Genomic DNA, 16,982 nt, shown 5'->3' with positions numbered 1-16,982 from the left:
TGCCAAATTTTGCAAAATAGATTTTGCATACATTACATACAATATTTGTATATTGTAGTTTCTTTTCTTGTAAAACAATCTTGCTAAATGGCCGATCTGCAAATTAAGAAGCAGCTTAAAAAATATGATGTGGTAATTGTAGGCTCTGGAGCCGGTGGTGGTATGGCTGCTTATGTGCTTGCGCATTCAGGGCTTACTGTATGCCTGCTGGAAGCAGGGCCCATGTATAACCCGCAAAAGGAAATATACCAGTTGAAAAATCCATGGGAGTCTTTGCGCCGTGGAAGGCCTACCCGGTACAGGCCTTTTGGAGATATGGATGCCTGCTACGGAGGCTGGGAAATTGAAGGCGAGCCCTATACCAAAGCTAATGGCACCGAATGGGAATGGTTCAGGGCACGTATGTTAGGCGGCCGTACCAACCACTGGGGGCGTATCTCTTTACGTTTTGGCCCTAAAGATTTTAAAGGATACAGCAATGACGGCATTGGCACCGACTGGCCCATTACTTACGATGAGATTAAACCCTATTACGATAAGGTAGACAGGCTGATTGGTATTTTTGGCAGTATAGAACATCTGCCCAACGAGCCGGATGGTATTTTTCTTCCTCCACCCAAGCCCAGGCTGCATGAACTTTTCATAAAAAAAGGTGCTGAAAAGGCCAATATTCCTGTTATTCCCTCAAGGCTTTCTATTCTTACCAAAACCATAAATGATGAAAGAGGCGCCTGTTTTTTCTGTGGACAATGCGGCAGGAACTGTAGTATGGCCAAAGCCGATTTTTCTTCATCTAATGTATTGATATATCCTGCGCTGAAAACAGGTAAGCTGGAAGTGATTGCTAATGCTATGGCAAGAGAAGTGCTTACAGATACAGAAGGTAAGGCCACAGGAGTTTCTTATGTAAACAAAGAAGACCTCCTGGAATACCAGGTAGAGGGCCGCGTAGTGATCCTGGCCGCCAGTGCCTGCGAAACTGCCCGGCTTTTGTTAAATTCAAAATCACAGCGCCACCCCAACGGTTTGGCTAACAGCAGCAATGTGGTGGGCAAATACCTGCAGGACAGTAACGGGGCTGCTATGCAAGGATACCTGCCGCAGCTCTTTGGCAGGAAACGCTATAACGAAGACGGAGTGGGCGGTATGCATATTTATACGCCCTGGTGGGGCAATAATAAGAAGCTGGATTTTCCCCGTGGTTATCATATTGAATATTGGGGCGGGTTTGGCCAGCCGGTTTATGGATTTGGCAAGGGAATAGAAGCATTGAATGGGAAATACGAAGTAAACGGGAAGAAGAAAGAGGCCGGGGGCTATGGGAAATCTTTTAAAGAAGATCAGCGTTTTTTCTATGGTGCTACCATTGGTATGGCCGGACGTGGAGAGGCTATCGCGTTTGAACATAATTATTGCGAAATAGACCCTAACGTAGTGGATAAATATGGCATACCGGTGCTGCGCTTTAATGTTACACAAAGCGATTATGAAATAAAGCAGGCCAGGCACATGAAAGAGACCTTTAAAGAGATCATGCATCATATGGGTGCTGTAATAACCTCCGGCGACGACGGGCCCGAAAATAATTATGGGTTGGATAAGCCAGGCTATATTATACACGAAGCAGGCACCGCCCGTATGGGTGATAGTGCCAAAACATCTGTGTTAAATAAATGGAGCCAGGCGCACGATTGTAAAAACCTCTTTTGCGTGGACGGCAGCCAGTTCACTTCCCAGGCCGACAAAAATATTACCTGGACCATACTGGCCCTGAGCATGAGAGCCAGCGAATATATTATCGACGAAATGAAAAAACAAAACCTCTGACAGGTATAACTAATTACCCGGAACTATTAATTGTACGAACAATGAAACGCCGTGAATCTTTAAAATATATAGCAGCCAGCGCTATGGCTTCAGCAACGCTGGCTACGGGTTGTAAACCCTCTGATAAAAAGAAAACAGCAACAACAAAACAGGAGACCCGGCCTGGTATTCACCGGTATGAAGAGGAGCAACGTTACGAAGATGAAATAGCTAAAATGCCCCATTTTTTTACCGGTCATGAGATGGCCACTATTACGATCCTTGCAGATATCATCATTCCCAGGGACGAAATAAGCGGCAGTGCCAGCGATGCCGGTGTTCCGGACTTTATAGCGTTCACCGTAAAAGACCAGCCTCAACTGCAGGTGCCTGTACGCGGAGGATTAAAATGGCTGGATATTTTTTGCCTGAAGAGATTCGAAAAAACATTTAAAGATTGTAACGAACAGCAACGTATAGAGGTGGTTGATCTGATCGCTTATCCCGAAAAAGCCAAAGATAAAAAAGAGCTGACGCAGGGAGTGGCGTTCTTTTCTATGATACGTAATTTAACAGCTACAGGCTTTTATACTGCAGAAATAGGTATCAAAGACCTGGGATACGTTGGTAATACACCTAATCAATGGAATGGTGTGCCGGATGATGTGCTGAAGAAATATGGCTTATCCTATACAGAAAAGGAATTGAAAGAATGCCTGAGTTTTAACGTATAGCAGCTTTAGTTACAGGAGCAATTTTTAGCCTTAAAAGTTTTCACTATGAATTTTCTTCCCCTCGGCAGGACGACATTTTTCTCTCAGAATAAGCCACAATAACAACATTCAAACAGGTTCCATGTATCGATTACCGCTTATCATATTATTTTGTATTGCTTTATTAGACGGCTGTTCTCCAAGGGCAAGCCAATCTGGTAAATACAATCAGTGGATTTCCTTATTTAATGGTAAAAACCTGGATAACTGGCTGGTAAAGATTCATCATCATGATTTCGGAGATAATTACGGGCATACTTTCCGTGCAGAAGATGGTATGATCAAAGTACGTTATGATCAATATGACGGCTTTAAAGAAAGATATGGCCACCTCTATTATCAAACACCTTATTCCAGGTATCATTTAAAGCTGGAATACCGTTTCATAGATGGATGGATGAAGGATGCCCCCTCCTACACTATTTTAAACAGCGGCCTCATGTTCCATTCGCAGGACCCGCGCACGATGCCGAGAGAGCAGGACTGGCCTATTTCTATCGAAATGCAGTTCCTGGCTGGCCTGCCTGACGGGAAGCCACGGCCAACAGGCAATATGTGCTCGCCTGGCACCGAGATCGTGTACCAGGGACGCAGGTATGACGGACATTGCCTGAACTCTTCTTCACGAACTTATCCTGTAGGAGAATGGGTAAAAGCAGAACTGATAGTGCTCGGCGATTCCCTTATCACCCATATTATTAATGGCGACACCGTATTACAATACTCAAAGCCCAGCATAGGAGGCGGTGTAGCTAACCGGTTCGACCCTCAGCAAAAAACAGATGGTAAGCCGCTTACAGGCGGATATATTGCATTACAAAGTGAAGGACAGCCAATTGATTTCAGAAATATACAGCTAAAGGAACTCCATTAATTAAAAGATAAGATCCATTTGCTTTTTCAGGCAGCCTACAACAACAAGAATGGCGCTTCCCGGCCCGGGCTTAACCTGATGTTTCAAAATCATACAGAACCATACAACAAAGTAATCACACTCATCCTTCAGCTCAAATCAAAACACATTATCAAAATTTATATCAAGTCATACTGTTATAGATTTTACCTATAACAGTATTTAAAAATACAATAGAGTTTGTAAGCCTATCTTTTTGAAGCACCTTTTAAAATGAATACCTTTGCACCCGTTAATGCGTTTGCCTGCCATAGTAAAACAGATTATTCACATTTTAAAAACTTATACAATGGCATTAACAGGAAAAAAAGCGCCTTATTTTGTTTCAGGTGCTGTCATTAACGGAGAAGAGATCGTTGATAATTTCTCACTGGATCAGTATCTGGGCAAAAAGCACGTTATCCTATTCTTTTATCCGAAAGATTTTACATTTGTTTGTCCTACAGAAATTCATGCTTTCCAGGAAAAGCTGGCAGAATTTGAAAAAAGAAATGCAGTAGTGGTCGGTTGTTCTACCGATACAGAAGAAACACACCTGGCCTGGTTAACCACCCCTAAAGAAAACGGAGGCATTGAAGGGGTTACCTACCCTATTATAGCAGATGCCTCAAAAACCATTTCCATGAATTATGGCGTACTCGCAGGTGAATATGCCTTTAACAATGATACCAGGCAATGGTCGTTCAGTGGTGCGCCTGTGGCTTTTCGCGGTACTTTTTTAATAGACAAAGAAGGAATTGTTCGCCACGAGTCAATTAATGATCTCCCTTTAGGCCGTAACATTGACGAATACCTTCGCTTACTGGATGCCCAATTGCATGTTGAAAAATTCGGCGAGGTATGCCCTGCCAACTGGGAACAAGGTGATGAAGCGATGAAAGCGACCAATGAAGGGGTAGCTGAATATTTTTCAAAAAATTAAATAATAAATTATGTTGATAGAATTAGAACAGGATAACCTGGAAGAAATAGTGGCTCAGCATCCCAGGGTAGTAGTACAATATTCTGCAGGATGGTGCGGTAATTGCAGGCTGATGAAACCTAAGTTTAAAAGGCTCTCGGGTGAAAATGAAGCTGCCGTGTTTGTAATTGCCGATGCAGAAAAATTTCCTTTAAGCAGGAAGCTGGCATCTGTAAATAACCTGCCTACGTTTGCAAGCTTTAGCAATGGAGCACTGGTAAACCAGGTACAAACGAATAAAGAAGAACCCTTAAAAACATTGATCAATGAAATTACCGGTAATTAGGCAAATTCAGCGCAATTGCTCTTCCGAGCAGATAGCAAATGCTATTGCAGTTCTGGAAAGCATCAGTGAGGCACCTTCTGTTAAAGAAGAAGAGCTGGATGTAATAGGGGAGCTTATTTCCAATTGCTGCGGAGCACTGGAAGTGCACGAATCTATAGCAGCAGGTGAATCAGAAAAAGATGCCCTTAACGGGTTCATGAAAAAAGTAATGAGCGCTATCGATCAATAAGCTTCCGTAAAAAAATTTCCAAAGCCTGCACAATTCCGGTGCAGGCTTTTTATCTTTAGCCACATAAGTATTCTTATTGCTGAACAGGTGTATACGCCTTACAAAATAGTTATTCATCGTTACCGCTAAGAGTATTAATGCAGATACCTGTTTTTTATGAAAGAAATCACTATCTATAATATTGCAGATCGGCTCGGCCTCTCCCCTGCTACTATAAGCCGGGCACTGAAAAATGATCCCAGGGTAAAATCAAAAACCATAAAAAAAGTACTGGCAGCTGCTCATGAAATGGGCTACCAGAGAAATCCGTTTGCAGGAAGCCTGCGTACCAAAAAGACCAATATTATCGGTGTCATTGTTCCCAGACTTGCCAGTAGCTTCATGTCGTCTGCGATATCAGGAATAGAAACCATTACCAATAAAGCCGGATATAATATTATTATCAGTGAATCTGAAGAACTTATTGCAAAAGAAAAAGCTAATGTGCAAACCATGTTTAATAACCGTGTAGATGGACTGATCGTTTCCTTATCCTACACCACTTTCGATACAGAACATTTCAAACTATTCTTTAATAAAAAAATACCGGTTGTTTTTTTTGACCGAACGCCAGATGAAACAAACAGCTGTACGGTTATTATCGATAATTATGCTGCGTCATATGCAGCCACAAAACATCTTATTGAACAAGGATGCAGGCGTATTGCACATATTACGGCGAGCAAAGAATTTAGCGTGTATCGTGACCGTTATCAAGGTTACAGGCAGGCATTAAAAGATTATGCGATAGAATATAACAACGATTATCTGATATTTAATAACCTGAGCTATGACTCAGGCACAGAAGCTGCCCAAAAAATACTTGCCATGAGCAAACTTCCGGATGGTGTGTTAGCGGTGAATGATTATGGAGCTGTAGGATGTATGATTGCATTAAAAAAAGCCGGGATCCGTATACCAAATGATATAGCTTTTGTGGGCTTCAATAACGATCCGGTATGCCAGATCGCAGAGCCTAATCTTACTACCCTTCAGTATTCCGGATTCGACATAGGAGAAGTTGCTGCACAAAGTATGTTACACCAGATCAACGGCCCTCTTACCCAAAAAGAAATGAAGATCATTCTAAAGTCTGACCTGATTGTAAGAGCTTCTTCAGACCGGGGAAAAATGCAAAGCGTAAGATAGTGTTGCGGATGTGATGTACTAACCGGTAACCCTGTAAGAGCTTTATATCGTTTATACATTAAAGCCTCTTCACCAAGCAATGCTGTGGTGAGCTTGCCAAACCGTGATTCATTTAAAAAAAGCCCTTCGGCACGCTGTTAATAACAATTGTCATTGTAAAATGATATTGTTAATTATTGTCATTTCGACCCTGAGGAAAAATCTCCCTTACTTAAAATTTTCCTATTATTGGGGTCTCAGCACGACAACACCTTTTTAAAGTCTGATTTGGTATTACTATAAAAAAACTAAGACAGGGGACTGCCCTGCCTTAGTTGAATCCTTAATTAATATTTTTTTTAGTACCCCGGATTCTGATAAGCTTTTTTCTCCTCTGCTGTCATTTCCATACCATCAATCTGGCCTTGTGGTATAGGACGCAAATAATGAAACGACTGAATGGTACGGGTTACACTGGCTGGTGTATGATCGGTAGCATTAACTCCACCAATTCTATACGTAGAAGACAGTTCAGCCCACTTTTGTGTCCGAACTAAATCGTACCAGCGATATCCCTCTCCATAATATTCACGGGAGCGTTCTGCCAGTATATAGTTGATATCAATGGTTGCGGGAGTGGCCGCCGTCATTGCATTGCTGTTATCAGCTACTTTAGTTTTATTACCATTATTATCAAACCTCCATTTACCCGCTCTTGCACGTATTACATTAAGCAGTTCACGGGCTGATTTACCAGATTTTGCTGTAGCTCCTTTTACCGCAGCTTCAGCAGCAACAAAGTATAGCTCTGAAAATTTAGCGATATTAAAAGGACGGGTAGACCCTGCATTAGGCTGGCCCAAACCTCCATTATTATCAGTTCTGTAAGTACCAAGTTTCCAAAGTCCGGGATGCCTCAGGCGACTGATACCATTAGGAGATATAACGAAATCCGCCCGGCCGGGCAATACGCCGGCACCTATATTACTTTTATAAACCGAATTGGAATAGTCTATAGCAACAGACGGTTCACTATCAAGAAAAGTTAAAATAGCATCACCAGGGTTTACCTGTATATAATTCGCATTATACAAAGGACCGCTTATGCCCGCTTTGTCCCAGTTACCTCTGTATGCAGTAACAAAAGTACCATCGTAACGAGAGTCATTTGTTTTATCTGCAAACGTGTTTGTGACAACATCAATAGGCGGAGCCATACGTGTCCAGGGGCGGCCCAGCGACTGGGCAGCCTCCCTTTGAACAGAGCTTACCGCCGCCCATGAAGAATTGCTCGAACTGCTCCTGATATTAGTATAGTTCCAGGTCATCATCCAAACAGCGAAGTTATCGGGTGCTCCACCACTACCATAAATAAGGTCGGCGCCATTATAAAGTGCACTGGTTTCGGTATGATCGGCATATAACAGTATTTCGCTGTTGCGATCGTTGGAGCCAAGATGTACATCGTAATAGGTCGCCTGCAGGCTAAAGGGACCAGGGCTCTCAATAGCGGCGATGGCCACATCATACGCCTGTTGAAAATACCATTGTGCATCATGACCATCAGGATCGGTTCTGGCAGTTTCAGGATAGGTGGGTATATTATTGGGATTTTGTAACCACCAGCCATAGGTAAGATAAGTTTTGGCCAGGTAAAGCCGGGCTAAGGTTTTAGTAACTCCTCCGGTAACACGACCAGCATCCGGAAGATTGTTAATGGATGCTTTTAAATCAGGAAAAATTGCTTTTGTATATACTTCAGGAACCGTATTACGCACCGATACCCTTACAGGATTGGTATTGAATACTAATTCGCCACTGCCTAAATCTAAAGGGACGCCTCCATAAGTTTGCACCAATAAAAAATAGTCAAATGCACGAAAGAACTGCGCTTCTGCGATCAATGCATCAGAAAGGCCAACCGACCTTGCATTCTCGATAATACCACTTGCTGTATTAATGCTGGCGAACGCATTATCCCATGGGATACTGGTGGGAAAACTGGTGGGAGTAACGTTACCTACACCCGACATGTCCATGTCTTTAAAGTTACCGTCTGCACTTTGAGCCCATGTAGCCTCATCGGTTCCGGTAAGGCACGAGTTATAATAATAAGCTTGTCCATATATCCAGCGCAAATGGGCATAAAGAGCAGTGATTCCTCCCCGTACTCCTTTTTCCGTTTTAAAATACTCCGGGGTAAAGTTACTACGAGGCTGTTCGTCAAGAATTTTGGAGCAACCTGCAAGCACAGCACTAACAAGGGTTATACCCAGGATTATTTGTTTTTGTATATGTTTCATATTGCTCTGATTTTTTAAAATGTTAAGTTTAAACCCAATACATAATTACGTGTAGAAGGTGTGTTAGTGCCGATAGTGAGGATCCTTTGCTGATAAGAAGCTACAGCGGCATTTTCATTACCATAAGAGTTGGTTTCAGGGTCCATTCCTGATTCCTTATGATAAGGAGAGAATAATACAAACGGATTCTGCAAAGTAAAATAGGCCCTTAATCTGGCTCCTGTATTCTTCAGCAGGCTATAGTTGAAATCATAACCTACTGAGATGGTACGTATTTTTAAGAAAGTTGCATCAAAATAGCCCAGTGTGCTTCCATACTTGGGATTATCGCCACTAAGAGGACCTGCGGGGTTTGGATATTTGGCATTGGTATTTTCAGGGGTCCAGTAATCTACCTTAACATTATTGTTGCGGGTAGTAAGGGTATTGAGATAACCTCCCGAACCATACAGGCTGCTTAGAAGTATTCCCCCATTTTTAAATAATCCAACCAGGCTTAAGTCCAATCCCTTATAACTAACGCGTGTGTTAAAGCCTCCTTCAAATTTGGGATCCACATCAATGATTTGTCTGTCGGCAGCACCAATAGCTCTTTCGGGCGTACCATCTTCTTTAAAAGCACCGGTATACTTTACTTTGATCATACCTACTTTTCCACCTGGTTCCAGCACATTCAGATATGGGTCGCCTTCCTGCCAAAGGCCGATTTTTTCATAATCAAAGATGGCGTTGATATTATGTCCTACAAACCATGCGTTGCCTTCATCTCTTGTTTGCCCCGAAGCAAGAGCTACCAGCTTGTTTCGATTAGCATACAGGTTGAAACCTGCATCCCAGCTCCACCCGTTTTTATTGTCTATGATGGTGCCATTTAAAGTGATCTCAAAGCCTTTGTTTTGGGTACGTCCTATGTTGGCGGTATAGCTGCTTACTCCGGAGGTGGCAGGAAGTCCAAGACTTAATAAAAGGTCTTTTGTATTGGTTATATAATACTCTACAGTGGCCGAAAGCCTATTATTAAACAGCCCGAAATCTAATCCATAGTTATAGGTTTCTGAATACTCCCATCCCAGGCTGGGATTGGGTAATTGAGAAACATAATATCCGGTAGCATAATTATCATCGCCAAAATTGTATGGTCTGGTACTTAATTGTCCTAATGTGGCATAAGGATTAATAGCCTGGTTAGAAGTTTGACCATAACCGGCTCTCAATTTCAGGGAGTGGAGCCAGGTTACATTTTGCATAAAAGACTCGTTGGAGATATTCCACCCCGCAGATATAGCAGGATAAGTATGTTTCTGATGTCCTTTGGCAAGCCTCGATGATGCATCAGAACGTACTGTAACCGACAGCATATACTTATTATCGTAAGCATACATAACACGTCCCATCCATGAGGTTAATCCCCACATATAGTAACCCTGGTTCGCCGGGTTTACAGTAATTTCTCCATCGGCCCGGCCTATATTATAAAACTGGAAGTCTTCGGATTGTATGTTTTTTGCCGACATGGATGAGTTATTATATTTCTGTTGTTCGGATGAATACAACCCTGTAAAATTGATATTGTGTTTTTGAGCAAAGGTTTTATCGTAAGTAATTAAATTTTCCAATGTCCAGTGATAGGTATGCGCATTACTGATCCCTGCAGAAGATTCAGTTATAGCATTTACCGCATTCACACCTTCCCCGGTAAAATCACCACCATTGCTTTGAATAAAATCAAGGCCAAGATTCATGCGATATTTTAATCCCTGAATCCACGGAATTTTCACTTCACCATATATGGCGTTGTACGTAGCAAAACCTCTTGTTTCACTAAGCCATAACCCATCTTTGTGCAGTTGCTCAACAACTCCTCTTGTTAATACATAATTTTCACCTAACGCTGTTTTTACTGTGCGTTTTAAAGTACCATCATTATTGTACGGATTGGCAATCGGGGAATTAGCCAGTGAACCAAAAATACCGATCTGGTTACCCTCGCTTAAATTATAGTTATTATTGGTAGTAAACCCAAAGCGGAAATAGTCACCAACCTGCTGGTCGACTGCTGAACGCATAGAGTATCTGGTGTACCGTTGAGTAGGTATTACACTTTGATTGCGATAATATCCCAGCCCTACATTATAGCTGCCTGTTTCCGAGCCGCCGGCAAGTGTTACATCATGGCTGTTTACAGTACCGGTTCTGTAAAGCAGATCCTGCCAATCAGTATTTACTTCATCATTTTCATCAACACTATTGGTGTAAAGGCCGGCCGCTTTACGCAGTGCCACAAATTCGCTTCCACTCATCATAGGATATTTAGCAAATACAGTTTGGTTACCAAAATAGGGATTGTATGATATAGTAGCTTTTCGTCCCTTCTGTCCCTTATTGGTGGTAACCAGTATCACCCCATTGGCACCACGTGAACCATATATCGCTGTAGCCGAAGCATCTTTCAAAACGTCAATGCTTTTGATATCATTAGGGTTCAGATCTCCGATCGACCCCGGAAAAGGAATTCCGTCCAATACAATCAGCGGATTGTTATCAGCTGTTAAAGAACGGGTACCACGAATACGGATCTGCATGGTAGCTCCGGGCCTGGTGGAGGTCTGGTTCATTTGAACACCTGCCAGGCGCCCTTGTAAAGCCTGGGATATATTAGGCGCCGGTACATCACGCATCTGATCGCCGCCTATAGAGGCCACAGAACCAGTGACGGCTTCTTTGCGCTGGTTGCCATAACCTATCACTATAACCGCTTCCTGTTGGGTTGCCTTAATTTCCATTATTACATCCAAAACAGCTGCATTATTGATGGGCTTTTCGACAGTTCCGTAACCGGTTGAACTAAAAACGAGCGTTCCGCTTCCCGGCGTACTTATTTCATAATGACCATTTTCATCAGTTTTCGTTCCGGTACTACTTCCTTTAAGCGATACAGACACTCCAGGAAGCGGCTCACTATCCTGGTTTGTAACTCGCCCTGTTACCTTACCGCTTTGTGCATGCAGCTGGTTTTGAAATAACAAGAGGCCACTGATAAATACAATCGATAACAATCGATTTAAACGGGAACAGGTATAATAAAAAACCTTTCTCCGTTTTACAAGCAATCTTTGCATAATTATTGATTTTAAGATTATGGAAGCTTAGACAGCATATTTTCTCAACAATAAAACTACAGGCTTTGCTAACTGAAATATCAGATAAAACAGGTGTTACGCAAACAATTTACCAGCAACAAATACCATATTACAATTCCTCAGGTATATCAAACAATCCATAACATACTTTCAAAGCAACCATTAATTTCACCTGGTCATATATTAGCAATTCCTACGCTAAGATAGGATCTTTTTAAATAAAAATGCAATCGGTTGCATTTTTATTTTTTATTTTCACAAAAAATCATTTTATCTAATACCTACAATGCTGAAAATTATGTATTTGCAGACGATGCTTTTGTAAACAATCTGTGCCGGTTATATGAGCCTGGCCGAAAAATTTGCTGAATAGATAACAAACGCGGGCCGCGCCTGATTATGTGGCAGGTTACAGGACCGAGATAAACCAAGTAGCAGATCCACAACCTTGCATACAATCAATTAATAGCGGGCTACAAAGAATAAGCTAAACAATGTGAAATATTATTCATCAGTTCTGAAAGGAGCCAACGGCAGGCCTTCTTTATTATAAACATTAGGATTAACAGGGTTATCGGCCCATGCATAGCGCACATATTTGGGAGCTGTAATACCGGTGTTGGAAACGATGATAGCACTCTTTTCTATTCTTGCCTCCGCCCATACAAATTTTTTATCTTCTCCGGCGATGGCAAAACCAGAAGGAGCTTCACCATCGCTGGTTACAAGGCCACTCCCCGTATTATTAAATGAAAGGATAATTTTTTTCCCGTCTGTTTTTGAAGACTGATACATGGGGCTTTTACCTGTAATCTTTTCGCCATATGCTGTTTGAAACGCATTCAGGGCCAGCCGCTCTCCCACTTCCTTTTTCCTGTCGGGATGTATGTCATTCCATTCCCCCAGATCAATAGCCACAGCCATGCCCGTATTGGGAAGGGTCAATGATTTTGCCTGAGCCTCTCTGAATGCAGCCCAGCCACTTTCTACCGGTACATAATCATAATCCATAAATCCAGGCAGCTGCACCAATAAAAAAGGGGCACCTGCCAGGCTCCATTTAATCCGCCAGTCCGTAATCATGGCCGGCTGAAGCCTGGCATATTCATCCGGCCTGCCGGTATTACTTTCTCCCTGGTACCACACAAACCCTTTTAAGGAATAAGGGATAACCGGCGCCAGCATCGCATTATACAAAGCAGCAGGCTGGTTCTGCCAGGCTATAGAACTATTACCCGTGCGTTGCGGCATGTAAACCTGTCCTACTTTATACTGCCAGTAACCGGTTAAATCAATCGTATCATTACCAGCTATCAGCTTATAAGGTTTATCGGGTACAAAACCCCCTTTCCCATTGTTATTGGAAACCCTAACAACCAGCATATTTTTACCAGGCTTTAGTAATCCATCCGGAAGCTCGTACCTGCGCTGAGGATACATATAGGAAGTAACTCCCGCTTTTATGCCGTTCACATATAATTCATCGGCATCAACTATTCTTCCCAGGAAAATTTTTGCCCGAACACTGGCCATCGTTTCAGGCAGATTTATTTCTCTTCGATACCACACCACACCATCCAGGTTCCGCAGCCCCTGATCTTCCCAATAGCCTGGAACAGCAATGGTTCTCCACCCTTTAGGCGTGTAAGATATATCAAACCATTTTTCTTCCAGCCCTTTATCCGGTAAAAACGACCGGGGCAACGAAACCGCCTTCTTCATTCCATTAATATAAGCTGTATCTTTATTTTTCTTTATAATTTCAAGAAAAGAGGGAAATTCCATAAAACCATCTTCACTCATCCAGGCCTCAATAGGAGTACCCCCCCAAGTGGCATTAATTATGCCTACCGGCACTTTGTACTTCTCATAGATCTTACAGGCAAAAAAATAAGCTACCGCAGAGAACGCTCTTACATCCGCCGGATTAGCATATTTCCAGGAGCCAAAAGGCAGATCTTCCTGTGGCCGCTCAAGACTGGCTATATTAGGTATCTTAAATTGCCGGATCCAGGTATTATCAGCTTCAGCGACTTCCCTGGCATATATCACATCATGCAACTTCATCTGATGTTCCATATTGGACTGCCCTGAACAAAGCCATACATCTCCTATCAATATATTGCGCAATACAATTTTATTTTTGCCTTCAAGCTCCATAACAAAAGGACCACCGGCTTTGGATGGTGCCAGCTGTAATGTCCATTTTCCATTGCCGGCTGCAAGGGTTTTATAGATTCTGCTGTTAAATTTTACAGTTATTTTTTCTCCTGCTGAAGCCCATCCCCATATATTTACCCGGGCATCCCGTTGCAATATCATGCTGTCCCGGATAATTTGCGGCAGCTTTATCTGGCCATAAGCTGGTATTACACCCAATACTCCCATTAACCATAATACATGATAAATAAGTTTTTTCATTTATGTTATTTTTGATTAGGCGCTGCCAAGCAGGAAAATCCCTGCGTATCCATTTTCCTGGATATGAGGTATTTTCCAGGGGCGTTTCATTGACTTTTACCGGATAAAAATCTCTTTTTGAATAGTGTTGCTGCTTGTTTTTAGTTCAACTCCTGGCTGGCCACCACCTACGCTAACCAGCCATTTACCGGCAGTATGCAAAGATTTACCATCATCACCCGTAACTGACAGATCATTTTCGGTGAGTACAAAATGTACCAGCCGGCTTTCACCCGGTTGCAGTAAAATTCTTTTAAACCCTTTTAAAGCACGGACAGGCGCGTTCAGATTTCCGTTCTTGTAACTTACATATAGCTGTACTACTTCTTCACCAGCCATGCGGCCTGTATTGGTTACCCTAACCGTTACCGGAATATTTGTTTTTTTCCTGCCGGATGAAGGAAGGACAAGCTTGTCGTATTTAAAAGTGGTATAGCTTAAACCATAACCGAAGGGATATAAAGCCGCTCCTTTAAAATAGCGGTAAGTACGATTTTGCATGTTATAATCTTCAAAGGCAGGAAGATCTGCATCACTCTTATAGAAGGTCACAGGCAAACGCCCTGCAGGGTTATAATCCCCAAATAGTACATCCGCTATTGCAGTACCTGCAGACTGCCCGCCATACCAGGCATTTATTATTGCGGGTATATTTTCGTTTTCCCAGGGTACAGCAATGGCGCTGCCTGTCATCATTACAAAAACAACAGGTTTACCCGTGGCGTGCAAAGCCTGCATCAACCGCGTTTGAACAGCAGGCAATAAAACAGATGTTCTGTCGCCACCATTGAACCCGGGGTAATTAACCGGCATCTCTTCTCCTTCTAGCTGCGGGGATATACCCCCTACAAATACAATGGCATCTGCTTCTTTCACACGGCTGGCCAGGGCTGCAAAATCTGTTTTTATCTGTATCCCCGGGCTAAGGCGCACATTAGCTTTGTAACCTCCCTGCCAATACTCCATAACCAGCTTATAAGTACTATCCTTTTTTACCGGCAACCTGTATAGTTTAGAACCCCAGCGGTTTTTTTCCCAGGCATCTATCACCAGCCTGTTGTTTATGTAAAAACGATACCCATCATCCGCTTCCAGCTCCAAAAGCAGTTCGCTGTCTTTGGCTGCGGTATATACCGATGAATATCGCGCAGAAAAATTATTACTGCGCAGTGTATCTACAACTGTTTCGCCTTCCTGCCAGAAATGGTCCACTGCGTTTTCCATTCTTACAACAGGCGCTCCTGTCAACTCCCGGTTAGCGTAATATTCTGCTTTAAAGCCGGGCTTTCCGTTCATTATAAACTGCGATCCCGTATCCATCACCTTAAACAAAGTATCATTTGTAAAATTCACACCCAGCTCATATAATATTTCAGCATCACTTCCCAGCTTTGCCCTAATACCATCCAGGGCGGTTTTAATTTCAGTAGGAATACCATTATAGTTACCCAATACCGCAATACTGTTATCAGCGTTGGGGCCAATAACAGCGATCTTTTTTATTGTTTTCTTCAAAGGGAGCGTATTATTATCATTTTTTAACAAAACAACTGATTGCTGAGCCATTTTCAGCGCATGCGCCTGATGCGGTGCACTTTCTAATACTGATGCAGGTGTTTGCGCATATTTTACGACCGATACAGGATCGAACATGCCCAGGCGCATACGGATCATGAACAACCGTTTCACCGACACATCAATCTGCTTTTCTGATATTTTACCGGTTTTAACCGCATTCACCAAGGAAGTATATACATTCACCCCGCATTCTACATCGGTGCCATTAATTACTGCATCTACGGCAGCAGCTTCAGCAGTGGCATGTGTTTTATGATATTTCACAAAATCATCAATACCCCAGCAATCAGAAGTAACATATCCTGTAAAATTCCACTGCCTGCGCAGTATATCTACCATCAGCGCATCACTGGCGCAGCAGGGTTTGGTTCTGAAAGCATTATAAGCACACATTACACCCGCCACCTTTGCATTTACAACCAACTCTTTGAAAGCCGGTAAATAAGTATCCCAAAGATCATAATTGCTCACTTCTGCATTAAACTCATGACGCGATGGCTCGGGACCGCTATGCACCGCATAATGCTTGGCACATGCTGCTGCTTTCAGATATTTGGGGTCTTCGCCTTGCAAACCTCTTACAAAAGCTTTCCCCAGCATTGCGGTAAGAAAAGGATCTTCACCATAAGTTTCCTGCCCTCTGCCCCAGCGCGGATCGCGGAAAATATTGATATTGGGGGTCCAGTAAGTAAGACCTAAATAACGGTCTGCATTCCGGCCTTCTTCAATGGCTTTATTATGAACCGCCCGGCCTTCCAGCGCGCTTTGATCAGCCATTGTAAATAAGGATGTTGTGTCCCAGGTTGCTGCCATAGCGATAGCCTGCGGATACACTGTAGTTTTATAAGGTGTTCTGGCTACTCCATGCAGCACCTCGTTCCACCAGTCATAAGCAGGAATACCGAGCCGTGGAATAGCGGGCGCATGGTTCAGCATCTGCAGTACTTTTTCTTCCAGTGTAAGGCGGCTTACCAGGTCATTCACACGTTCTTCAAAACCCAGGCGATAATCCCAGAATGGCAACTTACTTTGATCTACCTGGGCAGTGACGGTTACCGATACCAATACCAGGAATGTAAAAAAAAGTTTTTTCAGCATGGCTTTTTAATTAAAGAGTAAAAGCTATTTAAAAAAATTTGAAAAAAACCACATCGAACCATTGTTTTTGTATAGCACTTATTTAAACCTTCTAAAAATGATCGTAAAAATAAATACCTGGCTGCTTGCAAAGGGGCATTGGTACCTATTGAAGCGTACTTCTGCAAGCTGTTAATGACAAGTGAAGCAACTGTCTAAATACCAATGACTTGCAATTCATGCTTTTTAGCAAGTCTTTGAAGTAAGGATAGTTCTTTCGCTTTAAGTT

Annotated in this window: 11 protein-coding genes; 7 read left to right on the top strand and 4 right to left on the bottom strand. The window is 42.6% G+C overall.

What is annotated here, in order from left to right; genetic code table 11:
* Nucleotides 1–87: 87 nt before the first annotated feature.
* The 7 genes from ACYVBM_RS09275 (at nucleotide 88) to ACYVBM_RS09245 (ending at nucleotide 6,156) form a co-directional block, all read left to right on the top strand.
* Nucleotides 88–1,827, top strand: a complete 1,740-nt coding sequence (locus tag ACYVBM_RS09275; protein WP_460685370.1) for a GMC family oxidoreductase — start codon at nucleotides 88–90, stop codon at nucleotides 1,825–1,827.
* A 41-nt stretch (nucleotides 1,828–1,868) separates the two neighbouring features.
* The gene (locus ACYVBM_RS09270; protein WP_460685369.1) at nucleotides 1,869–2,540 is read left to right on the top strand and encodes a gluconate 2-dehydrogenase subunit 3 family protein; all 672 of its coding nucleotides are present in this window, start codon (nucleotides 1,869–1,871) and stop codon (nucleotides 2,538–2,540) included.
* 121 nt (nucleotides 2,541–2,661) lie between these two features.
* Nucleotides 2,662–3,453, top strand: coding sequence for a 3-keto-disaccharide hydrolase (locus tag ACYVBM_RS09265; protein WP_460685368.1), 792 nt, complete (start codon nucleotides 2,662–2,664; stop codon nucleotides 3,451–3,453).
* A gap of 328 nt (nucleotides 3,454–3,781) precedes the next feature.
* On the top strand, nucleotides 3,782–4,414 hold the full coding sequence (locus tag ACYVBM_RS09260; protein WP_460685367.1) for a redoxin domain-containing protein: 633 nt from the start codon (nucleotides 3,782–3,784) through the stop codon (nucleotides 4,412–4,414).
* A 10-nt stretch (nucleotides 4,415–4,424) separates the two neighbouring features.
* Entirely contained in the window at nucleotides 4,425–4,739 is a 315-nt protein-coding gene (locus ACYVBM_RS09255) for a thioredoxin family protein (RefSeq protein WP_460685366.1), read from the top strand.
* Nucleotides 4,720–4,968 carry a DUF6952 family protein gene (locus tag ACYVBM_RS09250; RefSeq protein ID WP_460685365.1) on the top strand — a complete coding sequence of 83 codons (249 nt, stop codon included), beginning with the start codon at nucleotides 4,720–4,722 and terminating at the stop codon, nucleotides 4,966–4,968. The genes ACYVBM_RS09255 and ACYVBM_RS09250 overlap by 20 nt, the downstream gene beginning before the upstream one ends.
* A gap of 156 nt (nucleotides 4,969–5,124) precedes the next feature.
* Complete coding sequence (locus tag ACYVBM_RS09245) at nucleotides 5,125–6,156, top strand: LacI family DNA-binding transcriptional regulator (RefSeq protein WP_460685364.1); 1,032 nt, start codon at nucleotides 5,125–5,127, stop codon at nucleotides 6,154–6,156.
* 338 nt (nucleotides 6,157–6,494) lie between these two features.
* Here ACYVBM_RS09245 and ACYVBM_RS09240 read toward each other — a convergent pair whose 3' ends face one another.
* From ACYVBM_RS09240 to ACYVBM_RS09225, 4 genes are all read right to left on the bottom strand, one after another.
* A complete protein-coding gene (locus ACYVBM_RS09240; protein WP_460685363.1) occupies nucleotides 6,495–8,438 on the bottom strand; it encodes a RagB/SusD family nutrient uptake outer membrane protein in 1,944 nt (647 codons plus the stop codon).
* Nucleotides 8,439–8,452: 14 nt separating this feature from the next.
* Nucleotides 8,453–11,557 (bottom strand): SusC/RagA family TonB-linked outer membrane protein, encoded by a 3,105-nt coding sequence (locus ACYVBM_RS09235; RefSeq protein WP_460685362.1) that lies wholly within the window; start codon nucleotides 11,555–11,557, stop codon nucleotides 8,453–8,455.
* 525 nt (nucleotides 11,558–12,082) lie between these two features.
* A complete protein-coding gene (locus ACYVBM_RS09230; RefSeq protein WP_460685361.1) occupies nucleotides 12,083–13,999 on the bottom strand; it encodes a sialate O-acetylesterase in 1,917 nt (638 codons plus the stop codon).
* Nucleotides 14,000–14,095: 96 nt separating this feature from the next.
* Nucleotides 14,096–16,714, bottom strand: a complete 2,619-nt coding sequence (locus ACYVBM_RS09225) for a glycoside hydrolase family 3 C-terminal domain-containing protein (protein WP_460685360.1) — start codon at nucleotides 16,712–16,714, stop codon at nucleotides 14,096–14,098.
* Between the last annotated feature and the right edge of the window lie 268 nt (nucleotides 16,715–16,982).

The sequence above is a fragment of the Niabella aquatica genome, assembly GCF_054779315.1.
Note: the sequence above shows the minus strand (reverse complement) of the source record. Positions and strands in the feature narration are given on the sequence as shown.

Bases quoted from the DNA above. Each gene is read 5' to 3' on its own strand.
- ACYVBM_RS09275 (WP_460685370.1), top strand. From the start codon at position 88: ATGGCCGATCTGCAAATTAAGAAGCAGCTTAAAAAATATGATGTGGTA.
- ACYVBM_RS09270 (WP_460685369.1), top strand. From the start codon at position 1,869: ATGAAACGCCGTGAATCTTTAAAATATATAGCAGCCAGCGCTATGGCT.
- ACYVBM_RS09265 (WP_460685368.1), top strand. From the start codon at position 2,662: ATGTATCGATTACCGCTTATCATATTATTTTGTATTGCTTTATTAGAC.
- ACYVBM_RS09260 (WP_460685367.1), top strand. From the start codon at position 3,782: ATGGCATTAACAGGAAAAAAAGCGCCTTATTTTGTTTCAGGTGCTGTC.
- ACYVBM_RS09255 (WP_460685366.1), top strand. From the start codon at position 4,425: ATGTTGATAGAATTAGAACAGGATAACCTGGAAGAAATAGTGGCTCAG.
- ACYVBM_RS09250 (WP_460685365.1), top strand. From the start codon at position 4,720: ATGAAATTACCGGTAATTAGGCAAATTCAGCGCAATTGCTCTTCCGAG.
- ACYVBM_RS09245 (WP_460685364.1), top strand. From the start codon at position 5,125: ATGAAAGAAATCACTATCTATAATATTGCAGATCGGCTCGGCCTCTCC.
- ACYVBM_RS09240 (WP_460685363.1), bottom strand. From the start codon at position 8,438: ATGAAACATATACAAAAACAAATAATCCTGGGTATAACCCTTGTTAGT.
- ACYVBM_RS09235 (WP_460685362.1), bottom strand. From the start codon at position 11,557: ATGCAAAGATTGCTTGTAAAACGGAGAAAGGTTTTTTATTATACCTGT.
- ACYVBM_RS09230 (WP_460685361.1), bottom strand. From the start codon at position 13,999: ATGAAAAAACTTATTTATCATGTATTATGGTTAATGGGAGTATTGGGT.
- ACYVBM_RS09225 (WP_460685360.1), bottom strand. From the start codon at position 16,714: ATGCTGAAAAAACTTTTTTTTACATTCCTGGTATTGGTATCGGTAACC.